Below are 17,403 nucleotides of genomic sequence, written 5' to 3' on the forward strand. Positions count from 1 at the left end.
CCCGTCTCCGGAAATGCGCGGGGCATCGCTTCGTTCCGGAACGGGTCGCGGCGACGGGGGTTTAGCCGGGTAATCCCCCCACAGGAGTTTACGACATGGCCGACCTTTCCAAGGCGCGCATCCTGATGCTCGCCACCGACGGTTTCGAGGATTCGGAGCTGTTCGATCCGCGGCAGGCGCTGCTGGATGCGGGCGCGACGGTGACGCTCGCCTCGATCAAGACCGATCCGATCCAGGGCGTAAAGGATGCGGCGCGGACGATCACGCCGGACCTGACGCTGGACCAGGTCGACACCGACGATTTTGATGCGCTGGTGTTGCCGGGCGGGGTCGGCAATCCCGACAAATTGCGGATCGAGGAACGTGCGGTCGAGATCGTCGCGGAGTTTATGGAGGACGAGAAGATCGTCGCCGCAATCTGCCACGCGCCATGGCTGCTGGTCGAGGCCGACGTCGTGGACGGGCGGCGCGTGACGAGCTGGCCTTCGGTGCGGACCGATCTGGAAAATGCGGGGGCGGAGGTGGTCGATGAGGCCGTCGTGGTCGACGGGAATTTGATCACCAGCCGCAAGCCGGACGATATTACGGCGTTCAATCAGGCGATAATCAACGCGCTGACCGAGGAACTGGCGGACGCTTAAGCCGCCGCAACAACCGCCTGGCTGCGCCGCATCGGCCGCCAGGCGGTTTCGGCCTTCTTCCGCCCTAGGTACGTATCCAGCCCGATCTGCGCGCCCAGCAGCATGTAGATGAACGGCTGGAACGCGATCCCGACGAAGGCGCCGCCGAGCAGGTAGATCAGATGCGCGTGCTGCAGCGCGCCGGCCAATTGCCCGGCCCAGACATATTCGCCCTCCCGGTAGCGACGGCGCAGGATTTCCATCCGCACCAGTCCGATCAGGCTGATCGCCAGCCACAGGATCAGACCGGGAAAACCCTGTTCGCCGAGCATCTCGAAATAGCTCGAATGATAGGCGCGGCTCTTGTCGACGGTCAGGCTGCGCTCGACCTTCGCGCTGGTGCCCGTCCCGGTCGTCTTGATCGTGTCGTAGCGGATATTGTTCTGGCGGTACGCCTCGAACCCGCCGCCGAACGGATGCTGTTTCGCGTAATCCCACGTCCACTGCCACACCGCGAGCCGGGTCGAGGCGGATTCGTCGGCCTGATAGGTCTTGATCGTGCCCATCCGTTCGGAGAACGCCGAGGGCAGCAGCGGGATCGCGGCGAGGCCGACCACCGCCAGCGCCGACAGATACAGCATCCGCCGCTTCACCTCGCGCAGCATCAGCACCGCCAGCAGCGCGATGCACAGCAGCCCGGTACGCGCCGAGGTGCCGACCGGGATCAGCAGGCAGGCGAAGATCAACGCGTAGCAGAAGGTCCGCACGCGCCAGTCGGGGGCGAAGATCGTGCCGTGGCGGCTGAACCACAGGATGATGGGGATGATGCAGACCGCCACGGCCGAGATGATCGAGCCTTCGTAAAGGCCCGAATTGTTCGATACCATCAGGTTCAGTTCGCCGTAACCGCCGCCGCTGGCCAGCGTCTTGATCCCGCCGACGATGACGATCGAACTGGCCGACAACACCATGAACAGCAGCAGCGATTCGATCCGCAGTTTCGTGCGCAACGTCAGCGGCAGGAAGGCGGCGAAGGCCAGCGCCTTCCACACCCAATCCCATTTCTCGACCGCCTCCACCGGGAAATCGGCGCTGCGCGTCGTCGCCCAGCAATAGCCGAGCAGCAGCAGGATCAGCGCCTGTCGCGGGGCGAAGCGCGAATCCTTCTTGTCGTCGACCAGTGCCCACGCGACCACCGCCAGCCCGACCGCGATCAGCGAGATCGGCACGGTGTTCAGCAGCATGTACGTCAGACGCTGCGGCGAGACGACGTCGATATAGACATAGGCGAGCACGAACAGGAACGGGCGCTTGAGGCCCATCCCGAACAGCGCGAGCAGGAAACCGATGAAGGCGAGGTCACGCACGCGGGCGACGCTCCGGCCCGGTTTTACCCGCGTCGCTGGGCGGTGCTTCCGAATCGAGATCGGGGCGGCGCAGCAGCAGCCATGCCGCGAGCAGCATGAGGCCGTGGGTCAGGCCGAGCGCGAAATTGTCGATCATGTCTCGCCCTCGCTGGATTGCCCGGACGCGCCCAACCTTCGTTCGTGCTGAGCGAAGTCGAAGCACATGGGCATGCCCTTCGACTTCGCTCAGGGCGAACGGAGTTTGGTGCGTCCGACGCAGCGATAGCCCCCACGCGGTTGACGTGGCGTTAAACGCTGGCGTGGCAGGGGGTGCGGACGATGCGCATCCTTCATATCCTCGACCACGGATTGCCGCTGCAGAGCGGCTACACCTTTCGCACGCGCGCGATCCTGAAGGCGCAGATGGCGCGCGGATGGGAGGTCGCGGCAGTGACGGGCGCGCGGCAAGGGACCGCCCAAGAGTCTGAGACGATCGACGGGATCGATTTTCATCGCACCGTGCCGCCGCGCGCGTTGCCGTCGCCGCTGCGCGAACTGGCCGAGATCGCGGTGTTCGCGCGGCGGATCGCGGAGGTCGTGCGGGAGTTTCGGCCCGATGTGCTGCACGCGCATTCGCCGGTGCTGGATGCGCTCGCCGCGTTGAAGGTGGCGCGGGCGACGAGCCTGCCTCTGGTGTACGAAATCCGCGCGTTCTGGGAGGATGCGGCGGTCGGGAACGGGACGGGTCGCGAAGGATCGGCACGCTACCGGGCGACTCGCGCGCTGGAAACGTGGGCGGTGAAGCGCGCGGACGCAGTCGCCGTAATTTGTGATGGTTTGCGCCGCGACCTGATCGCGCGGGGGATCGGTGCGGACAGGATCGTCGTGTCGCCGAACGGGGTCGACATGGGCCTGTTCGGTACGCCGGTGCCGCGCGATGATGCGCTCGCGGCGGAACTCGGCATCGATGGCGAAATGGTCGGGTTCATCGGCAGCTTCTACGATTATGAGGGGCTGGACGATCTGATCGCGGCGATGCCCGCGCTGATCGCCGCGCGGCCGAATGCGCAATTGCTGCTGATCGGCGGCGGGCCGATGGGCGAGGCGCTCCGCGCGCAGGCCGCGGCTTCGCCGGTCGCCGATCGCATCCGCTTCGTCGGGCGCGTGCCGCACGAGCAGGTCGAGCGCTACTACAGCCTGGTCGACGTGCTGGCGTACCCGCGCAAGAAGATGCGGCTGACCGATCTGGTAACGCCGCTGAAGCCGCTGGAGGCGATGGCGCAGGGGCGATTGGTCGCGGCGTCGGATGTCGGCGGTCACCGCGAACTGATTCGCGACGGCGATACCGGTACGCTGTTTCCGGCCGACGATCCTGCCGCGCTGGCGGCGTCGCTCGCGGCTTTGTTGAACGATCGTGGCGAATGGGGAGCGCGCCGGGTGCGGGCGCGCGCGTTCGTCGAGGCCGAGCGTAACTGGTCGTCAAATATTTCGCGTTACGAACCCGTTTACCAGCGGCTCGTGGGAGTCGCGCGTATGGGTGAGTCATGGTCGCAATCAACTATTCTGGGCGCCTGAGCGCGCCGTTAGGACCGGTGACCGCCGGGCTGGCGGCGGCTGCGGTCTCGCTCTCGGTCGCCGCAATGCCGGCCGCGTGGCTCGATCCGCTGGTCGCGGGGAGCGGGCTGCCCGCATTGTTCGCCGCCGCCGCGCCGCCGGTCGGCGTTACCGGACGGACCCTGCTGGCGCTTGGTGCGGGGGCGATCGTCGCGCTGGCCGGTTACATCATGCTGTCGCGACACGCCCGGCCTGTCGACGCCACGCCCGACGCTCCCGTCCTGCGCCGCGCCGATGCGCATCCCGATGCGCCGTCAAGGCGACCGATTCGAGCGAGCGAGGATCTTGGGCCGCCGCTGCCGATCGCGGTCCCGCCGCCCGCGCCGCAAAATCACGAACAGCCCTTGCCCGCCGATCTGGACCTGCCGCTGGCGGCGTTCGATCCGGCGGCGCTGCCGGTGACCCCGGCCGAACCCGTCCGTCCCGTCGCGCCGCTGGCGACACGGCGCGCGCTGATCGATCCGGGCGAGCGGTTCGAGACGTTCCACCTGACCCCGGTCACACGCACGCCGCGTTCGACGGCCAGCGAGCCTGTTTCGATCGGCGCGCTGCTCGACCGGTTGGAGCGCAGCACGCAGCGTGCGCCGCGGCGGCGGGTCGATGTCGATCAGACCTTGGGCATGCTGCGCGGTCTGGCGACGGGCTGATCACGAGGCGACGACGGTCAGCGCTTCGATCGTAAAGCGATGCCCGGCCCCGTCGCGCGCGGTGGCGATGATCGCGAGGTCGGCGACGAGGTGACCGTGCAGCGGCAGATCGGCTTCGGGCAATTGCGCCAGCCATGTATCGATCGCCTTAGCTGCCGTCGCGTGTGCCTCCAGGACATGGCGAGCACCGGAAAAGGTCGCGCTTTCCCAAGCCGTCATGTGCGTCGCGTCGAAGGTGATCGTGATGCCGTACGCGGTCGCCGACGCGGCGATCGCGCGTTCGAGCAGCACGGTCGGGCCGGGGCCGCGCATCATGCTTCCTCCCCCACGAAGGCTTCGACCCGCGCGCGGGTCGGCGGGCGCAGGACGCGGCCGGCGCGCAGGTCGCCGATCAGACGCGGATCGTTCACCGCCAGCCGTCCGAATTTCGTCGGCGGCATGCCGGTGCGGCGCAGATAGCGATCGATTTTCAGCAGCAGCGACATCCCTGGCGACTCCGTTGACCGGGTTGATGTTCGTGGTCTGTTCTCACATTTCCAACTTGTCTAGGAAATTTCCTAGAGGTATGGGATGTGCATGACGGAGGCGGTCGGACAGGCGGTGGCGGGGCTGGCGGCGGCGCGCGGCGTGACGCTGTCGGAGCTGTCGCGGATGCTCGGCCGCAACGTCGCCTACCTCCAGCAATTCGTCCGGCGCGGGACGCCGAAGCGGCTCGACGAGCGTGACCGGCGGTTGCTCGCGCAGTTCTTCGGCGTGGGGGAGGAGATGCTGGGCGCACCCGATCCGTCGCCATCCGACGTGGCGGCGATTCCGTATCTTTCGGTGGCGGCGTCGGCCGGCGGCGGCGCTGCGGTCGATCGCGAGGAGGTTGTCCGCGTCGAACAGCTGTCACGCGAGATGCTCGCCGGGGCGGGCGTCGCGGCTGGTCAGGCGTCGCTGATCGACGTGCGCGGCGACTCGATGGCGCCGGGCATTTTGGACGGCGATCGCCTGCTGGTCGACCGCGCCGACGCCCGCGTCTCGCGGGGTGGCGGGGTGTTCGTGATCCGCATCGACGGCGACCTATCGGTAAAGCGCGTCGTGCCGATCGGGCGGGAGGTGGAGATCGTCAGCGACAATCCCGCTTACCCGCCGGTGCGGCGCGACGCTGGTGATGTCGACGTGATCGGGCGGGTGAAGCTGTTGCTGCGGGTGCCTTAGAAGGTGTTCTTGTCCTCCCCTGCAATGGGAGGTGGCGCGCAGCGCCGGAGGGGTGTCGCGCCATCGATATGCTTACACCCCTTCGTCAGGCTTCGCCTGCCACCTCCCCTTGCAGGGGGAGGATTTGACAGAAGCAGAACTCTACCGCTCTCGCTACCGCCCGCGTTCGCGCGCCCAGATCGCCAATGATATGCCGATGCTGACGACCGCGCCGATCAGCAGGCCGATCGTCGCCTGGCCGAACAGGAAGCCGATCATCGCGCCGCCCATCACGCCCGCCGCGATCAGGAATCCGCCCGCGGAGGGGTTGCGTATCGGGGGCCTTGCCATGCCGGGCGCTCTGCCATGTCCGGCGACGCCGCGCCAGCGCCGCATCAAACCTCTGTCGTTCGCCCGTTCGCCTCGCTAGGAGGGCGCGATGTATGGGCGGGGCGCGCTGTATGGCGCCGTTAGTCTGATCGCGTTCCTCGCCGCGCCTGGCCTCGCGGCGCAACAGACGCCCGCGCCCGCCGCGCAGCCGCCGGAACTCGATCCGAATTCGCCGCTCGCGCCGCTGCCCGATATCGGCGTGGCTTGGCCCGAGCTTGGGCAGGATATCGCAGCGCCGGCCGAACTGCGCACCGATATCGCCGCCGAAACGCGCTACAAATGGCGGATCGAGGGGATCGACGGGATCGGCACCGCGCTGTTGCGGCAACGCTTCGCGGAGTTGTCCACACTCGGCCAGCATGATGGCGAACCGTCGAATGCGGCGCAGCTCGATCGCCGCGCGCGCGAGGATTCGGCGTTGCTCGTCACGCTGCTGCGCGGCGAAGGATATTACGATGCGCGGGTCGACACGCGGGTCGATGCGGAGGGCGAGCGGCCTCTGGTGGTGCTGGAGGCGACGCCGGGTGCGCTTTACCGCTTCAAGGGCGTGACCATCGCGGGCGTCGAGGCGGCGGGCGCGAAGGCGGTCGGGCTGCGCGATGCATTCGGGGTGAAGGCCGAGGATCCGGTCAACGCCGACACCATCGTCGCCGGACAGGCGCAACTGGCGACGAAGCTGGGGGAGGAGAGTTTCGCTTTCGCCAAGGTCGGCGATCCCGTGGTCACGGTGGATCGCGAGGCGAAGACCGCGACGCTCGACCTGCCGCTGGAAACCGGAACCGAGCGCCGTTTCGGCGTGATCCGCACGAACCCGAACAACCGCGTGTTCGATGCCGATCACGTCCAGGACATCGCGCGCTTCAAACCCGGTCGGCCCTATAGCGCGTCCCGGCTGGACGATTTGCGGCGCGCGCTGATCCAGACCGGGCTTGTCTCGACCGCGGACGTGAAGCCCGTTCCCGGCAGCACGCCCGGCACGGTCGACGTCGACGTCACGCTCGCGCCCGCCCCGCCACGCACGATCGCGGGCGAGATCGGTTACGGCACGGGCGAAGGCGCGCGGGTGGAGGCGAGCTGGACGCACCGCAATTTGTTCCCGCCAGAGGGCGCCGCGACGGTGCGCGCGGTGCTGGGGACGCGCGAACAGCTCGGCTCGCTCGTCTTCCGGCGCAACAATTTCCACGGGCGCGACCGCGTCCTGACCGCGCAGGTTGCGGTCGCGCACACCGAACGCGACGCTTACGAGGCGGATACCTTCTCGGTGTCAGCCAGCATCGAGCGGCAGACCAACATCTTCTTCCAGAAGGCGTGGACGTGGTCGCTGGGGGCGGAACTGGTCACGTCTGACGAGCGCGACGTGATCGTGTCGACCGGCGAGCCGCGGCGGCGGACCTTCTATATCGGCGCGCTGCCGACGAACCTGGTCTATGACGGGTCGGACGATCTGCTCAATCCGACCAAGGGATTTCGGCTGGGCGGACGGCTGAGCCCGGAAGTGTCGTTGCAGGGATCGGTGTTCGGTTATGCGCGGACGCAGATCGACGCGAGCGCGTACCAGTCCGTAACGCCGAAGGTCGTGCTGGCGGGGCGGGTGCGGCTGGGCACGATCTTGGGCGCGCCGCGTGATGCGATCGCGCCGTCGCGGCGCTTCTACGCGGGCGGCGGTGCGTCGGTGCGCGGCTATGGGTTCCAGTCGATCGGGCCGCGCGACCCGAACAACGATCCGATCGGCGGGCGCAGCCTGACCGAATTCTCGATCGAGGCGCGGGTCAGGGCGTTCGGCAATTTCGGCATCGTGCCGTTCTTCGACGGCGGGAATATCTACACCTCGCCGCTGCCGAAGCTGTCCGACTTCCGTTACGGCGCGGGGCTGGGCGTGCGCTACTACAGCAATTTCGGGCCGATCCGCGTCGATGTCGGTACGCCGATCAACCCGCAGCCGGGCGACAGCCGCGTCGCGGTGTACGTGTCGCTCGGGCAGGCGTTTTGATGCGCTGGTGGCGGTGGATCGCGGGCGCGGTCGTTGCGTTGCTCGCTATCCTCGGCGCGGCGTTGCTGATCGTGGACACGGACGTCGGGCATCGCTTCGTCGCCGAACGGATCAACGCGGTGAAGACCGCCAACGGTTTGCGCTTCAGCGTCGGGCGGATCGACGGGTCGATCTATTCCGAAGCCATCCTGCGCGACGTGCGGGTGTACGATACCGAGGGGCTGGTGTTCGTCGCGCCACGCGCCGAGCTGGATTGGTCGCCGTTCCGCTGGTTCTCCAACCGGCTGCAGATCGACGCGCTGCGCATCCCCGCCGCGACGCTGGCGAAGCTGCCGAAGACGCGAGTGACAGGACGCCAAGGGCCGTTGCTGCCCGATTTCGACATCGTCATCGGGCGGCTGACGGTCGACCGGATGACCGTCGCGCGCGGCGTGACCGGCGTCGTACGCTACGGCCGGATCGACGGACGCGCGGATATCCGCAAGGGACGCGCGCTGGTCGACCTGTCGGCGGTGGTCGATGGCAGCGACCGGCTGACGATGCGGATCGACGCCGCGCCGGACCGCGACCGGTTCGACATCGACGTGCGCGCCCGCGGGACCGCCAATGGCGTGCTGGCGCGATTGACCGGTATCCGGCGCACCCTGTCGCTCGATGTGGGCGGAGAGGGGCGCTGGGCGCAGTGGAACGGGACCGCGGTGGCCGATGCGGGCGGTGTGCGGGTGATCGATCTGGCGCTTGGCAACCGCAGCGGCGCGTACACGCTGACCGGCACGCTCGCGCCATCGACGCTGACGAGGGGCAAATTGCAGCGGCTGACCGCACCGCGCGTGCTGGTCAATGGCGCGGCGACCTTCGCCAACCGGCGGCTCGACGGCAATCTGTCGCTCAGGTCTTCGGCGTTGGCGATGGAAACGACCGGCGAGATCGACCTCGCCGCGAACGCCTATCGCAACCTGCGCATCCGCGCGCGGCTGCTCCGCCCGCCTGCCTTGTTCGGCAACATGACCGGGCAGAATGTCGAACTGCGCGCGGTGCTGGACGGCGCGTTCGCGACCGCGCGGTTCGATTATCGCGTCACCACGCCGCGCTTCGCATTCGACAAGACCGGGTTCGAAAATGCGCGCGCGGCGGGCAAGGGGCGGCTGTCGAAATCGCCGATCCTGCTGCCGATCCGCTTCACCGCGGCGCGCGTCACGGGGGTCGGTGATGTGGCGGGGGGCATCCTGCGCAACCTGTCGGTCGAAGGCGTGTTGCGCATCACGTCGAGGCTGGTGACGGGCGACGACCTTCGGCTGCGGTCGGACAAATTGACCGGGCGGATCGGGCTGTCGCTCGATCTGGCGACCGGGCGGTATGAGGTCGGCCTGAACGGCGCGCTGGGGCGCTATTTGATTCCCGGTCTGGGTGTGGTCGACGTCACCTCGCGGTTGAGCGTCGTGCCCGGACCGGGCGGTAAGGGCACGCGCGTCGTCGGGCAGGGGACCGCGCAGATGGTGCGGCTCGACAATGCGTTTTTCCGCAGCCTGGCGGGCGGGCTGCCGCGTATCGTCACCGGGCTGGAGCGCACGTCGGACGGTATTCTGCATTTCCGGAATCTGGTGCTGACCGCGCCATCGATCCGGCTGACCGGCGACGGTTATCGCCGTCGCGACGGGACGTTTCATTTCGAAGGGGGTGGACGCCAGACTACCTATGGCGCGGTGACATTGGTGCTGGACGGAAAGATCGACCGTCCGACGATCGATCTGGTCTTCGCCGCGCCCAACGCCGCGATGGGGCTGAGCGATGTGCGCGCGCATCTCGATCCAAATGCGGAGGGCTTCGCCTTCACCGCGGCGGGCGGATCGCGGCTGGGGCCGTTCACGACCGACGGTCAGATATTGCTGCCGCGCGGCGGGCAGGCGCGGATCGCGGTCGCGCGACTTGATGTCAGCGGAACGCGTGCCAGCGGCGCGCTCGATATCGTTCCCGGCGGGTTTGCGGGGCAGTTGGCGGTGAACGGCGGCGGACTGACCGGTACGCTGGATTTCGCGCCGCAGGGCGACAATCAGCGGATCGCGGCGAAGCTGGAGGCGCGCGCGGCGACCTTGGGCGGGATCAGCATTAACCGCGGGCGGCTCGATCTGGTCATGGTGCTCGATCCCGCCGGCACGACGATCGACGCGACCGCGCGTGGCCGCGGCCTGCGTCGCGGCACGCTGCGTCTTGCGCGGTTCGACGGGTCGGCGAAGCTGGTCGGCGGGGTCGGCGAGGTGCGCGCGTCCATCGCCGGATCGCGCGGGCGAGCGTTCGATATCCAGAGTGTGACGCAGGTCGCGGCGGACAGCTTCCGCACCATAGCGCAGGGCACGGTCGACCGCCGTCCGCTGAAGCTGGAATCGCCCGCCGTCCTTACACGAGACGGCGACGGCTGGCGGCTCGCGCCGACACGGCTGACGTTCGCCGGGGGCAATGCGCAGGTGTCGGGGCGCTTCTCGGGCGAGCAGAGCGCGATCGACGCGACGCTGGCGCGGATGCCGCTGTCGATCCTCGACATCGCCTATCCGGGACTGGGCCTCGGCGGCAATGCGTCGGGCAAACTGAGCTACGCCTTCGCGAACGGCGCCGCGCCGACCGGCCGCGTCGACATGACGATCCGTGGGCTCAGCCGTGCGGGATTGCTGCTGTCGTCCAAACCGATCGACGTCGGCGTCGCGGGCGTGCTGTCGGCCGATCGCGCCGCGGTGCGCGCGGTGATGGCGTCGGGCGGGCAGACGATCGGCCGCGCGCAGGCGTTGCTGACGCCGCTCGGGCAGGGCGATCTGGCGAGCCGCTTGTCCGGGGCGGGGTTGTTCGCGCAGATGCGCTACAACGGTCCGGCGGATACGTTGTGGCGGCTGACCGGCGTCGAACTGTTCGACCTGTCGGGGCCGGTCGCGATCGGCGCGGATGCACGCGGAACCGTGGCCAATCCCTCGATCCAGGGCGTGGTGCGGGCGAACGGCGCGCGGATCGAGAGCGCGACGACCGGCACCGTTCTGTCGAACATCCAGGCCAGCGGTCGCTTCGCCGGTTCACGGCTGGCGATCAATCAATTCGCGGCGGATGCGGGCAAGGGTGGGCGCGTCAGCGGCACCGGGCAGTTCGAATTCGCCGCGGCGAACGGCATCGGTCTCGACCTCAACCTGCAGGCCGACAAAGCGGTGATGATCGACCGCGATGACATCGGCGCGACCGTCACCGGGCCGCTCCGCTTCCAGTCGAGCGGGCGCGGCGGGGTGATTTCGGGCGACGTGGTGCTGAACCGCAGCCGCTATCGGCTCGGGCAGGCGACCGCCGCGACCGCCGTTCCCCGCCTCAACATCCGCGAGATCAATCTGCCCGGCGGCGGCGAGGAAGACGACACGCCGCCGACGCCGTGGCGGCTCGACATTCGCGCCCGCGCGCCGGGGCAGGTGATGGTCAGTGGTCTCGGCCTGACCAGCGAATGGTCGGCCGATTTGCAGATTGCGGGCGCGCCCGACAATCCTGCGATCACCGGCCGCGCCGACCTGATCCGTGGCGATTATGAATTTGCGGGGCGCGAGTTCGAGCTGGAACGCGGCATCATCCGCTTCGCCGGCGAAGTCCCCGCGAACCCGTCGCTCGATATCGAGGCGAACGCCGATTCGACCGGCCTGAACGCGTCGATCCGCGTTACCGGCGTGGCGCAGAAACCCGAGATCACCTTCGCCAGCGTACCCGCGTTGCCGCAGGACGAATTGTTGTCACGCCTGCTGTTCGGCACGTCGATCACCAACCTGTCCGCGCCCGAGGCGCTGCAACTCGCCGCAGCCGTCGCGGCGTTGCAGGACGGCGGCACCGGCTTGAACCCGATCAACGCGGTCCGCCGCGCCGCGGGGCTGGACCGCTTGCGCATCCTCCCCGCCGATCCGCAGACCGGGCAGGGCACGTCGATTGCCGCGGGCAAATACGTGACGCGGCGGCTGTATGCGGAGATCGTGACGGACGGGCAGGGCTATTCCGCCACCCGCGTCGAATTTCAGGTCACCCGCTGGCTGTCACTGCTGTCGAGCATTTCTACACTCGGGCGGCAGAGCGCGAACGTGCGCGTGTCGAAGGATTATTGAGCGGGGGTGGGCCAGACTTCGAGTTTCAGGCCCGGAATGTCGCGAAAGTCGACGCCGTTGGTGGTAATAAGGGTCAGATCATTGGCGATCGCGGTCGCCGCAATCAGGCGATCGAGAATTCGACGACGTGAAAAACCGATAGCCTCGACAATGCCGCGATACTCCTCAACCACCGCACGGTCGAATTGCGCAACGACCACTTTTGCCAGCAGCGTATCGAGGTTTTTGCGCCTTACGGTCGCGAGATCCGGCTTAGCGACAACGCCACCTTCCAGTTCCACCAAAGAGATGATCGACAGCTTTGGCGCGTCGTCGAGCGCGAACAATCGGATGATGATTTCGCGATCCTGATCACGCAGATAGATCGCGACATTCGTGTCGATCAGATGTGACAATCAATAGAGTCCGGGCCGGTCCGGAAACTCGATCGGGATGCGCTTTTCGATTTCTCCCACCGGATCCATTGCCAGCAGCGCCTCGACAAGTTCACGAACGCGCCTTTTCCCCTCAGCCGCATCACTGACGGGCGTAATTCTCAGGCTGTTTCCGACCTGTTCGATCGTCACCGGCATATCGGCGTCGAACCCAAGGCTTTTCGGCAAGCGCAGCGCCACGCTGTTGCCGCTTTTGAACGTCTTGGTTTCGATCACGCCCATCTACGCCTCCGTATGCACGGGATATACGCATCACGATCAATTTGTAAATGGAACTCACTGACGACGCCGCTGTTCACCCGTCACGGATGACCCTTCCCCAATATCTCTCGCTCGCCACGCTTGCCGGCATGATGGCGCTCTTTTTGTGGGGGAAGTTCCGCTACGACGTGGTGGCGATCCTCGCGTTGCTGGCCAGCCTGTTGCTCGGGATCGTCGCGCCGAAGGAGGCGTTCAGGGGGTTTTCCGACGACATCGTCATCATCGTTGGATCGGCGCTGGTCATATCGGCGGCGGTGCAGCGGTCGGGGGTAATCGAGCGTGCGCTTAGGTCGCTCTCAAAACGGGTGACGCGGGTGCGGTCACAATTGCTGGTGCTGACCGGATCGGTCGGCGTCGCCTCCGCGCTGGTGAAGAACATCGGTGCGCTGGCGATGCTGATGCCCGCGGCGTTCCAGATGGCGAAGAAAAGCGACGCCAGTCCATCGGTGTTCCTGATGCCGATGGCGTTCGCGTCGTTGCTCGGCGGGCTGATGACGTTGGTCGGAACATCGCCCAACATCATCGTCAGCCGCGTGCGCGAGGATATGACCGGGCACCCGTTCGGGATGTTCGATTATACCCCGGTCGGATTTTTCCTGCTGGTGATGGGCCTGATCTACCTGCGCTTCGCCTATCGCCTGATCCCGATTGACCGCCGCGCCGCGCCGACGATGGGCGAGGCGCTGGACATCAAGGGGTATGTGACCGAGGCGACGATCACCGGCGGATCGCCCGCGATCGACGAAACCGTCGCGGATTTCCTCGACCGGCACGAACAGGAGGTGACGGTCACGCAGATCCTGCGCGCAGGGATGCGCAGCGCGCCGTACGAACATGATGTTTTGCGCGAGGGCGACGTTCTCATCATGGGCGGGGAGCCGGATGCGCTGGAACGCGTGATCGCGGGCGACCGCCTGAAGCTGGAGGGCGAAGACCGCGAGGCGCACGCGGAGTCGAAGGGCGACGAGGTTGGTGTGATCGAGGCGGTGATCAACGTCGGATCGCCGCTGGTCGAACAGACCGCGGGGCGGCTCGACCTCCAGTCCCGCTTCGGGGTCAATCTGATCGCGATTTCACGGCAAGGTGAACATCTGGCGCGGCGTCTGGCGAATACGGAATTGCGCGCGGGCGACGTGGTGGTGCTGCAGGGGCCGCTGGCGTTGCTGCCCGAACGGCTGCGCGATCTGGGCTGCCTGCCGCTCGCGGAGCGCGAATTGCGGCTGGGCAGTTCGCGGCGGACGTGGTTGCCGATCATCATCCTCGGCATCGCGATGCTCGGCACGGCATTGGGTCTGATTCCGGTCGCAGTCGCGTTCTTCGCCGCCGCCGGACTGATCCTGGCGACCGGCGTGCTGCCGTTGCGCGAGGCGTACGACCATGTCGAGTGGCCGATCCTGATCATGCTCGCCGCGCTGATCCCGGTATCCGACTCGTTGCGTACGACCGGCGCGTCGGATGTGATCGCGACATGGCTGGCGAGCGTCGCGCAGACGTTGCCGGCGTGGGGCGCGGTGGGGCTGATCCTGGTCGCGGCGATGGCGGTGACGCCGTTCCTGAACAACGCCGCTACCGTGCTGGTGATGGCCCCGATCGCGGCGACCTTCGCGACCGATCTCGGCTATCGGCCCGAGGCGTTCCTCATGGCGACCGCGGTCGGCGCGGGGTGCGATTTCCTCACCCCGATCGGGCACCAGTGCAACACGCTGGTGATGGGGCCGGGGGGATACCGGTTCGGCGACTACGCCCGGTTAGGCGCGCCGCTGTCGGTGCTGGTGGTGCTGTTCGGCACCCCTCTGATCCTGTTCTTTTGGCCGCTGGCGTGACGCTTACGCCAGCGGACGGCCGATCATGATCTGCGGCTGGATGTCGGTGAAATTCGCGACGTCGGCCATCAATTCGCCCATCCGCGGGCTCGCCATGGCGGTGGCGAATGCTTCTTCGGATGGGAAATGGAAGTGACCGATCAGCGCATAGGGCGCGGGTTCGCCGGTCGGGGTGCCGACGCCTTCGATCAGTTCGGCCTGGTCGATGCCCCACACGTCCATCGCGAGCGGGGCGTGGGTCGCCCTGTAATAGGCCGAGTCGAATTTCGCGCCCTCGTGGGTCGGGTACAGCACGGTGACGATCATCGTATGTCTCCTGGATAGCGAAACGCCGCCCCGGTTCGTCCGGGGCGGCGCTAAAGGGAAATCAGGCGGGTTCGCCGACGATCGCCTTGGTTTCCATGAAGTCGAGGAGGCCCCATTTGCCGCCTTCGCGCCCATTGCCCGATTGCTTGTAGCCACCGAACGGAATCGGCCCGCTCGGTCCCCACGAATTGATCGTGACCAGCCCCGCACGCAGTTTCCCCGCGATCCTCGACGCCTCCGCTGGGTCGCCCGAGATCGTCGCCGACAGCCCGTAATCGGTGTCGTTGGCCATCTCGATCGCCTGTTCGCCGCTGTCGTAGGTGGTGATCGTCGCGACCGGACCGAACGTTTCCTCGCGGTAGATGCGCATGTCGGGGGTAACGTCGCTGAACAGGGTCGGCTTTACGAAGAACCCGGCATTCCGGCCATCGGGGCGACCGGTGCCGCCGGTGACGAGCGTCGCGCCTTCGTCGATCGCCGACTGGATCAGGCCCTGGATCTTCTCATACTGCGCCTTGTTGACCACTGGGCCGAGGTGCGCGCCTTCTTCGGTCGGGCTGCCGACGGTCACGCTTTCCATAATCGACTGGACGACCTTGCTCGCCTCCGCGGCCTGGCTCTTGTGGACCAGCAGCCGCGTCGGCGCGATGCAGCTTTGCCCCGAATTTGCGAGCACGCCCGCCATCGTGGGCGGCAGCACCTCGCCCAGCTTCGCGCCTTCCAACACGACGTTCGGCGCCTTTCCGCCCAGTTCCTGATGGACGCGCTTGACCGTCGCCGCCGCCGCGGTGGCGACCGCGATTCCGGCGCGGGTCGAACCGGTGAAGCTCACCATGTCGACGTCCTTGTGGCTGCTGAGCGTCGCGCCGACGCCGGGACCGTCGCCGTTGACCAGATTGAACACGCCCGCGGGGACGCCCGCCGCGTGGAGGATTTCGGCCAGGATCACCGCATTGCCCGGTGCTTCTTCGGACGGCTTCAGGATCATCGTGTCGCCCGCCGCGAGCGCGGGGGCGACCTTCGCGCAGATCTGGTTCAGCGGCCAGTTCCATGGCGTGATCATCGCAACGACGCCCAGCGGCTCGTGCACGACGCGCGCCTTGCCGACCTGTTCGGAGAATTTGAATTCCTTCAGCGCGGCGAGCGTCCCCATGAAATAGCTGAGGCCCGCGGGCGCCTGCGCCATGTTCGCGAAGCTGATCGGCGCGCCCATTTCGTCGCTGGTCGCCTTGGCCAGATCGGGGATGCGCGCCTTGTACTCGGCGATGATCCGCTCAAGCAGCGCGATCCGCTCCTCGACCGTCGTTTGCGACCAGGTTTTGAACGCCTTCTTTGCGGCAGCGATCGCCTTTTCGGCGTCGGCTTTCGACCCCAGCGTGATTTCACTGCACGGCTGTTCGGTCGCTGGATCGATCACGTCGTGGCGCGTGCCACCGTCGCTGTCGACCCACGCGCCATCGATATAGTGTTTCAGGTAGCTTTGCATGACAGGCCTCTCCGCCGCTCGTTTCGAGATTGCGGTATGCTCATGCGGCGGCGCGAGATGGGTTGCAACAGGAAACGCGATAGCGCGAATGCGTCCCGCCGCGGGACGTTCGGGGGCGCGCGAAACGCCCTCGCGCGCGATTTTCAGCCGTTAACCGCGAATGTCGCTTCCGCCGGCAACGACGCGCGCGCACGCCGTGACCGAAAGGACTTCCTCCCATGCGCCGCGCCCTGATCCTGATCGCCCTCGCCACGACCGCACCCGCCGCCGCGCAGCAGGCCAGCGCACCGTTCGCCGTCAACGGGCAGGGCTACGCCACGCTGGACGACGCGCTGATGCAGAACCGCGGCAAGGATTTCACCGTGACGATCGCGCCGGGCGTCTACCGCGAATGCGCGATCCAGCAGGCCGGACGCGTGACGTTCAAGGCGGCGCAACCCGGCACCGCGATCTTCGAGGGCGCGTGCGAGGGGAAAGCGGCATTGGTGCTGCGCGGGGAAGGATCGACCGTCGATGGCCTGGTGTTTCGCGGTATCCGCGTGCCCGACGGCAATGGCGCTGGCATCCGGATCGAGATCGGCGACCTGACCGTCGTCAATTCGATGTTTCTCGACAGTCAGGAGGGCATCCTGGGCAGCAGCGACGATCCGCACCGGATCATGATCGACCGCTCGACATTCTCGGGCCTGGGGCAATGCCACGAGACCGAGGATTGCGCGCATTCGGTGTATCTCGGCGGATCGGGCGCGAGCGTGACGATCACCAATTCGCGTTTCGAACGCGGACGCGGCGGGCATTATGTGAAGCTGCGCGTGCCGAATGTGCGGGTGACCGACAACAGCTTCGACGACACGCAGGGCGACCGCACGAATTACATGATCGACCTGCCCGAAGGCGCGACCGGTGAGATCGCGCGCAATACCTTCGTGCAAGGGACGAAGAAGGAGAATTGGACCGGCTTCATCGTGGTGGCGGCGGAGCAGCGGAAGTTCCGGTCGGAGGGGCTGAAGGTGGCGGATAACGTCGCGACGCTGGCGCCGGGGCAGACGAAAAGTCCGGCGTTTCTGGCGAATGTTTCAGGGGATCGGCTGGTGCAGGGGGCGAACCGGCTGGGCGCGGGCGTGCGGGCGTATGAAGTGCGGGAGCCTTAAAATTCCTCCCCGGCACGGGGAGGGGGACCAGCGAAGCTGGTGGA

At 67.2% G+C, this 17,403-nt stretch carries 17 protein-coding genes; 8 read left to right on the top strand and 9 right to left on the bottom strand.

Features of this window, described 5'->3' with window-relative positions; genetic code table 11:
• Nucleotides 1–95 precede the first annotated feature (95 nt).
• The gene (locus M0208_RS15850; RefSeq protein ID WP_258892635.1) at nucleotides 96–641 is read left to right on the top strand and encodes a type 1 glutamine amidotransferase domain-containing protein; all 546 of its coding nucleotides are present in this window, start codon (nucleotides 96–98) and stop codon (nucleotides 639–641) included.
• On the opposite strand, the gene M0208_RS15855 is transcribed toward M0208_RS15850, so the two are convergent.
• Both M0208_RS15855 and M0208_RS15860 read right to left on the bottom strand, forming a co-directional pair.
• The gene (locus M0208_RS15855) at nucleotides 638–1,987 is read right to left on the bottom strand and encodes a putative O-glycosylation ligase, exosortase A system-associated (RefSeq protein WP_258892636.1); all 1,350 of its coding nucleotides are present in this window, start codon (nucleotides 1,985–1,987) and stop codon (nucleotides 638–640) included. The two genes, M0208_RS15850 and M0208_RS15855, sit on opposite strands and share 4 nt — an antisense overlap.
• Complete coding sequence (locus M0208_RS15860) at nucleotides 1,980–2,123, bottom strand: hypothetical protein (RefSeq protein WP_258892637.1); 144 nt, start codon at nucleotides 2,121–2,123, stop codon at nucleotides 1,980–1,982. The genes M0208_RS15855 and M0208_RS15860 overlap by 8 nt, the downstream gene beginning before the upstream one ends.
• A gap of 182 nt (nucleotides 2,124–2,305) precedes the next feature.
• On the opposite strand from M0208_RS15860, the gene M0208_RS15865 reads away from it, so the two are divergent.
• Nucleotides 2,306–3,541, top strand: coding sequence for a TIGR04063 family PEP-CTERM/XrtA system glycosyltransferase (locus tag M0208_RS15865; RefSeq protein ID WP_258892638.1), 1,236 nt, complete (start codon nucleotides 2,306–2,308; stop codon nucleotides 3,539–3,541).
• Nucleotides 3,511–4,227: a hypothetical protein gene (locus tag M0208_RS15870; RefSeq protein ID WP_258892639.1), complete on the top strand. Its 717-nt coding sequence runs from the start codon at nucleotides 3,511–3,513 to the stop codon at nucleotides 4,225–4,227. Before M0208_RS15865 ends, M0208_RS15870 begins: the two co-directional genes overlap by 31 nt.
• Here the strand turns inward: M0208_RS15870 and M0208_RS15875 are convergent, their stop codons facing one another.
• Nucleotides 4,228–4,542, bottom strand: a complete 315-nt coding sequence (locus tag M0208_RS15875; RefSeq protein WP_258892640.1) for a hypothetical protein — start codon at nucleotides 4,540–4,542, stop codon at nucleotides 4,228–4,230.
• Nucleotides 4,539–4,712: a hypothetical protein gene (locus tag M0208_RS15880; RefSeq protein ID WP_258892641.1), complete on the bottom strand. Its 174-nt coding sequence runs from the start codon at nucleotides 4,710–4,712 to the stop codon at nucleotides 4,539–4,541. The genes M0208_RS15875 and M0208_RS15880 overlap by 4 nt, the downstream gene beginning before the upstream one ends.
• A 91-nt stretch (nucleotides 4,713–4,803) precedes the next feature.
• Between M0208_RS15880 and M0208_RS15885 the strand changes: the two genes are divergently transcribed.
• Nucleotides 4,804–5,427: a S24 family peptidase gene (locus M0208_RS15885; protein WP_258892642.1), complete on the top strand. Its 624-nt coding sequence runs from the start codon at nucleotides 4,804–4,806 to the stop codon at nucleotides 5,425–5,427.
• A 153-nt stretch (nucleotides 5,428–5,580) separates the two neighbouring features.
• On the opposite strand, the gene M0208_RS15890 is transcribed toward M0208_RS15885, so the two are convergent.
• Entirely contained in the window at nucleotides 5,581–5,757 is a 177-nt protein-coding gene (locus tag M0208_RS15890) for a hypothetical protein (protein WP_258892643.1), read from the bottom strand.
• An 88-nt stretch (nucleotides 5,758–5,845) separates the two neighbouring features.
• On the opposite strand from M0208_RS15890, the gene M0208_RS15895 reads away from it, so the two are divergent.
• Together M0208_RS15895 and M0208_RS15900 are read left to right on the top strand one after the other, a co-directional pair.
• The gene (locus M0208_RS15895; protein ID WP_258892644.1) at nucleotides 5,846–7,786 is read left to right on the top strand and encodes an autotransporter assembly complex family protein; all 1,941 of its coding nucleotides are present in this window, start codon (nucleotides 5,846–5,848) and stop codon (nucleotides 7,784–7,786) included.
• A complete protein-coding gene (locus M0208_RS15900; RefSeq protein WP_258892645.1) occupies nucleotides 7,786–11,898 on the top strand; it encodes a translocation/assembly module TamB domain-containing protein in 4,113 nt (1,370 codons plus the stop codon). Before M0208_RS15895 ends, M0208_RS15900 begins: the two co-directional genes overlap by 1 nt.
• Here the strand turns inward: M0208_RS15900 and M0208_RS15905 are convergent.
• Both M0208_RS15905 and M0208_RS15910 read right to left on the bottom strand, forming a co-directional pair.
• Nucleotides 11,892–12,293 carry a PIN domain-containing protein gene (locus M0208_RS15905; RefSeq protein ID WP_258892646.1) on the bottom strand — a complete coding sequence of 134 codons (402 nt, stop codon included), beginning with the start codon at nucleotides 12,291–12,293 and terminating at the stop codon, nucleotides 11,892–11,894. The two genes, M0208_RS15900 and M0208_RS15905, sit on opposite strands and share 7 nt — an antisense overlap.
• Nucleotides 12,294–12,554 (bottom strand): hypothetical protein, encoded by a 261-nt coding sequence (locus tag M0208_RS15910; RefSeq protein WP_258892647.1) that lies wholly within the window; start codon nucleotides 12,552–12,554, stop codon nucleotides 12,294–12,296.
• Nucleotides 12,555–12,601: 47 nt separating this feature from the next.
• Here M0208_RS15910 and M0208_RS15915 point away from each other — a divergent pair, with 47 nt between their 5' ends.
• Complete coding sequence (locus M0208_RS15915; protein ID WP_408988111.1) at nucleotides 12,602–14,416, top strand: SLC13 family permease; 1,815 nt, start codon at nucleotides 12,602–12,604, stop codon at nucleotides 14,414–14,416.
• 3 nt (nucleotides 14,417–14,419) lie between these two features.
• Here M0208_RS15915 and M0208_RS15920 read toward each other — a convergent pair whose 3' ends face one another.
• Both M0208_RS15920 and M0208_RS15925 read right to left on the bottom strand, forming a co-directional pair.
• Nucleotides 14,420–14,722: an EthD family reductase gene (locus tag M0208_RS15920; protein ID WP_258892648.1), complete on the bottom strand. Its 303-nt coding sequence runs from the start codon at nucleotides 14,720–14,722 to the stop codon at nucleotides 14,420–14,422.
• A gap of 61 nt (nucleotides 14,723–14,783) precedes the next feature.
• Nucleotides 14,784–16,208 carry an aldehyde dehydrogenase family protein gene (locus M0208_RS15925; RefSeq protein WP_258892649.1) on the bottom strand — a complete coding sequence of 475 codons (1,425 nt, stop codon included), beginning with the start codon at nucleotides 16,206–16,208 and terminating at the stop codon, nucleotides 14,784–14,786.
• 218 nt (nucleotides 16,209–16,426) lie between these two features.
• Between M0208_RS15925 and M0208_RS15930 the strand changes: the two genes are divergently transcribed.
• Nucleotides 16,427–17,359 (top strand): right-handed parallel beta-helix repeat-containing protein, encoded by a 933-nt coding sequence (locus tag M0208_RS15930; RefSeq protein ID WP_258892650.1) that lies wholly within the window; start codon nucleotides 16,427–16,429, stop codon nucleotides 17,357–17,359.
• Nucleotides 17,360–17,403 lie beyond the last annotated feature (44 nt).

Origin of the sequence: Sphingomonas sp. SUN019, assembly GCF_024758705.1 — a bacterium.
Taxonomy (GTDB): domain Bacteria; phylum Pseudomonadota; class Alphaproteobacteria; order Sphingomonadales; family Sphingomonadaceae; genus Sphingomonas.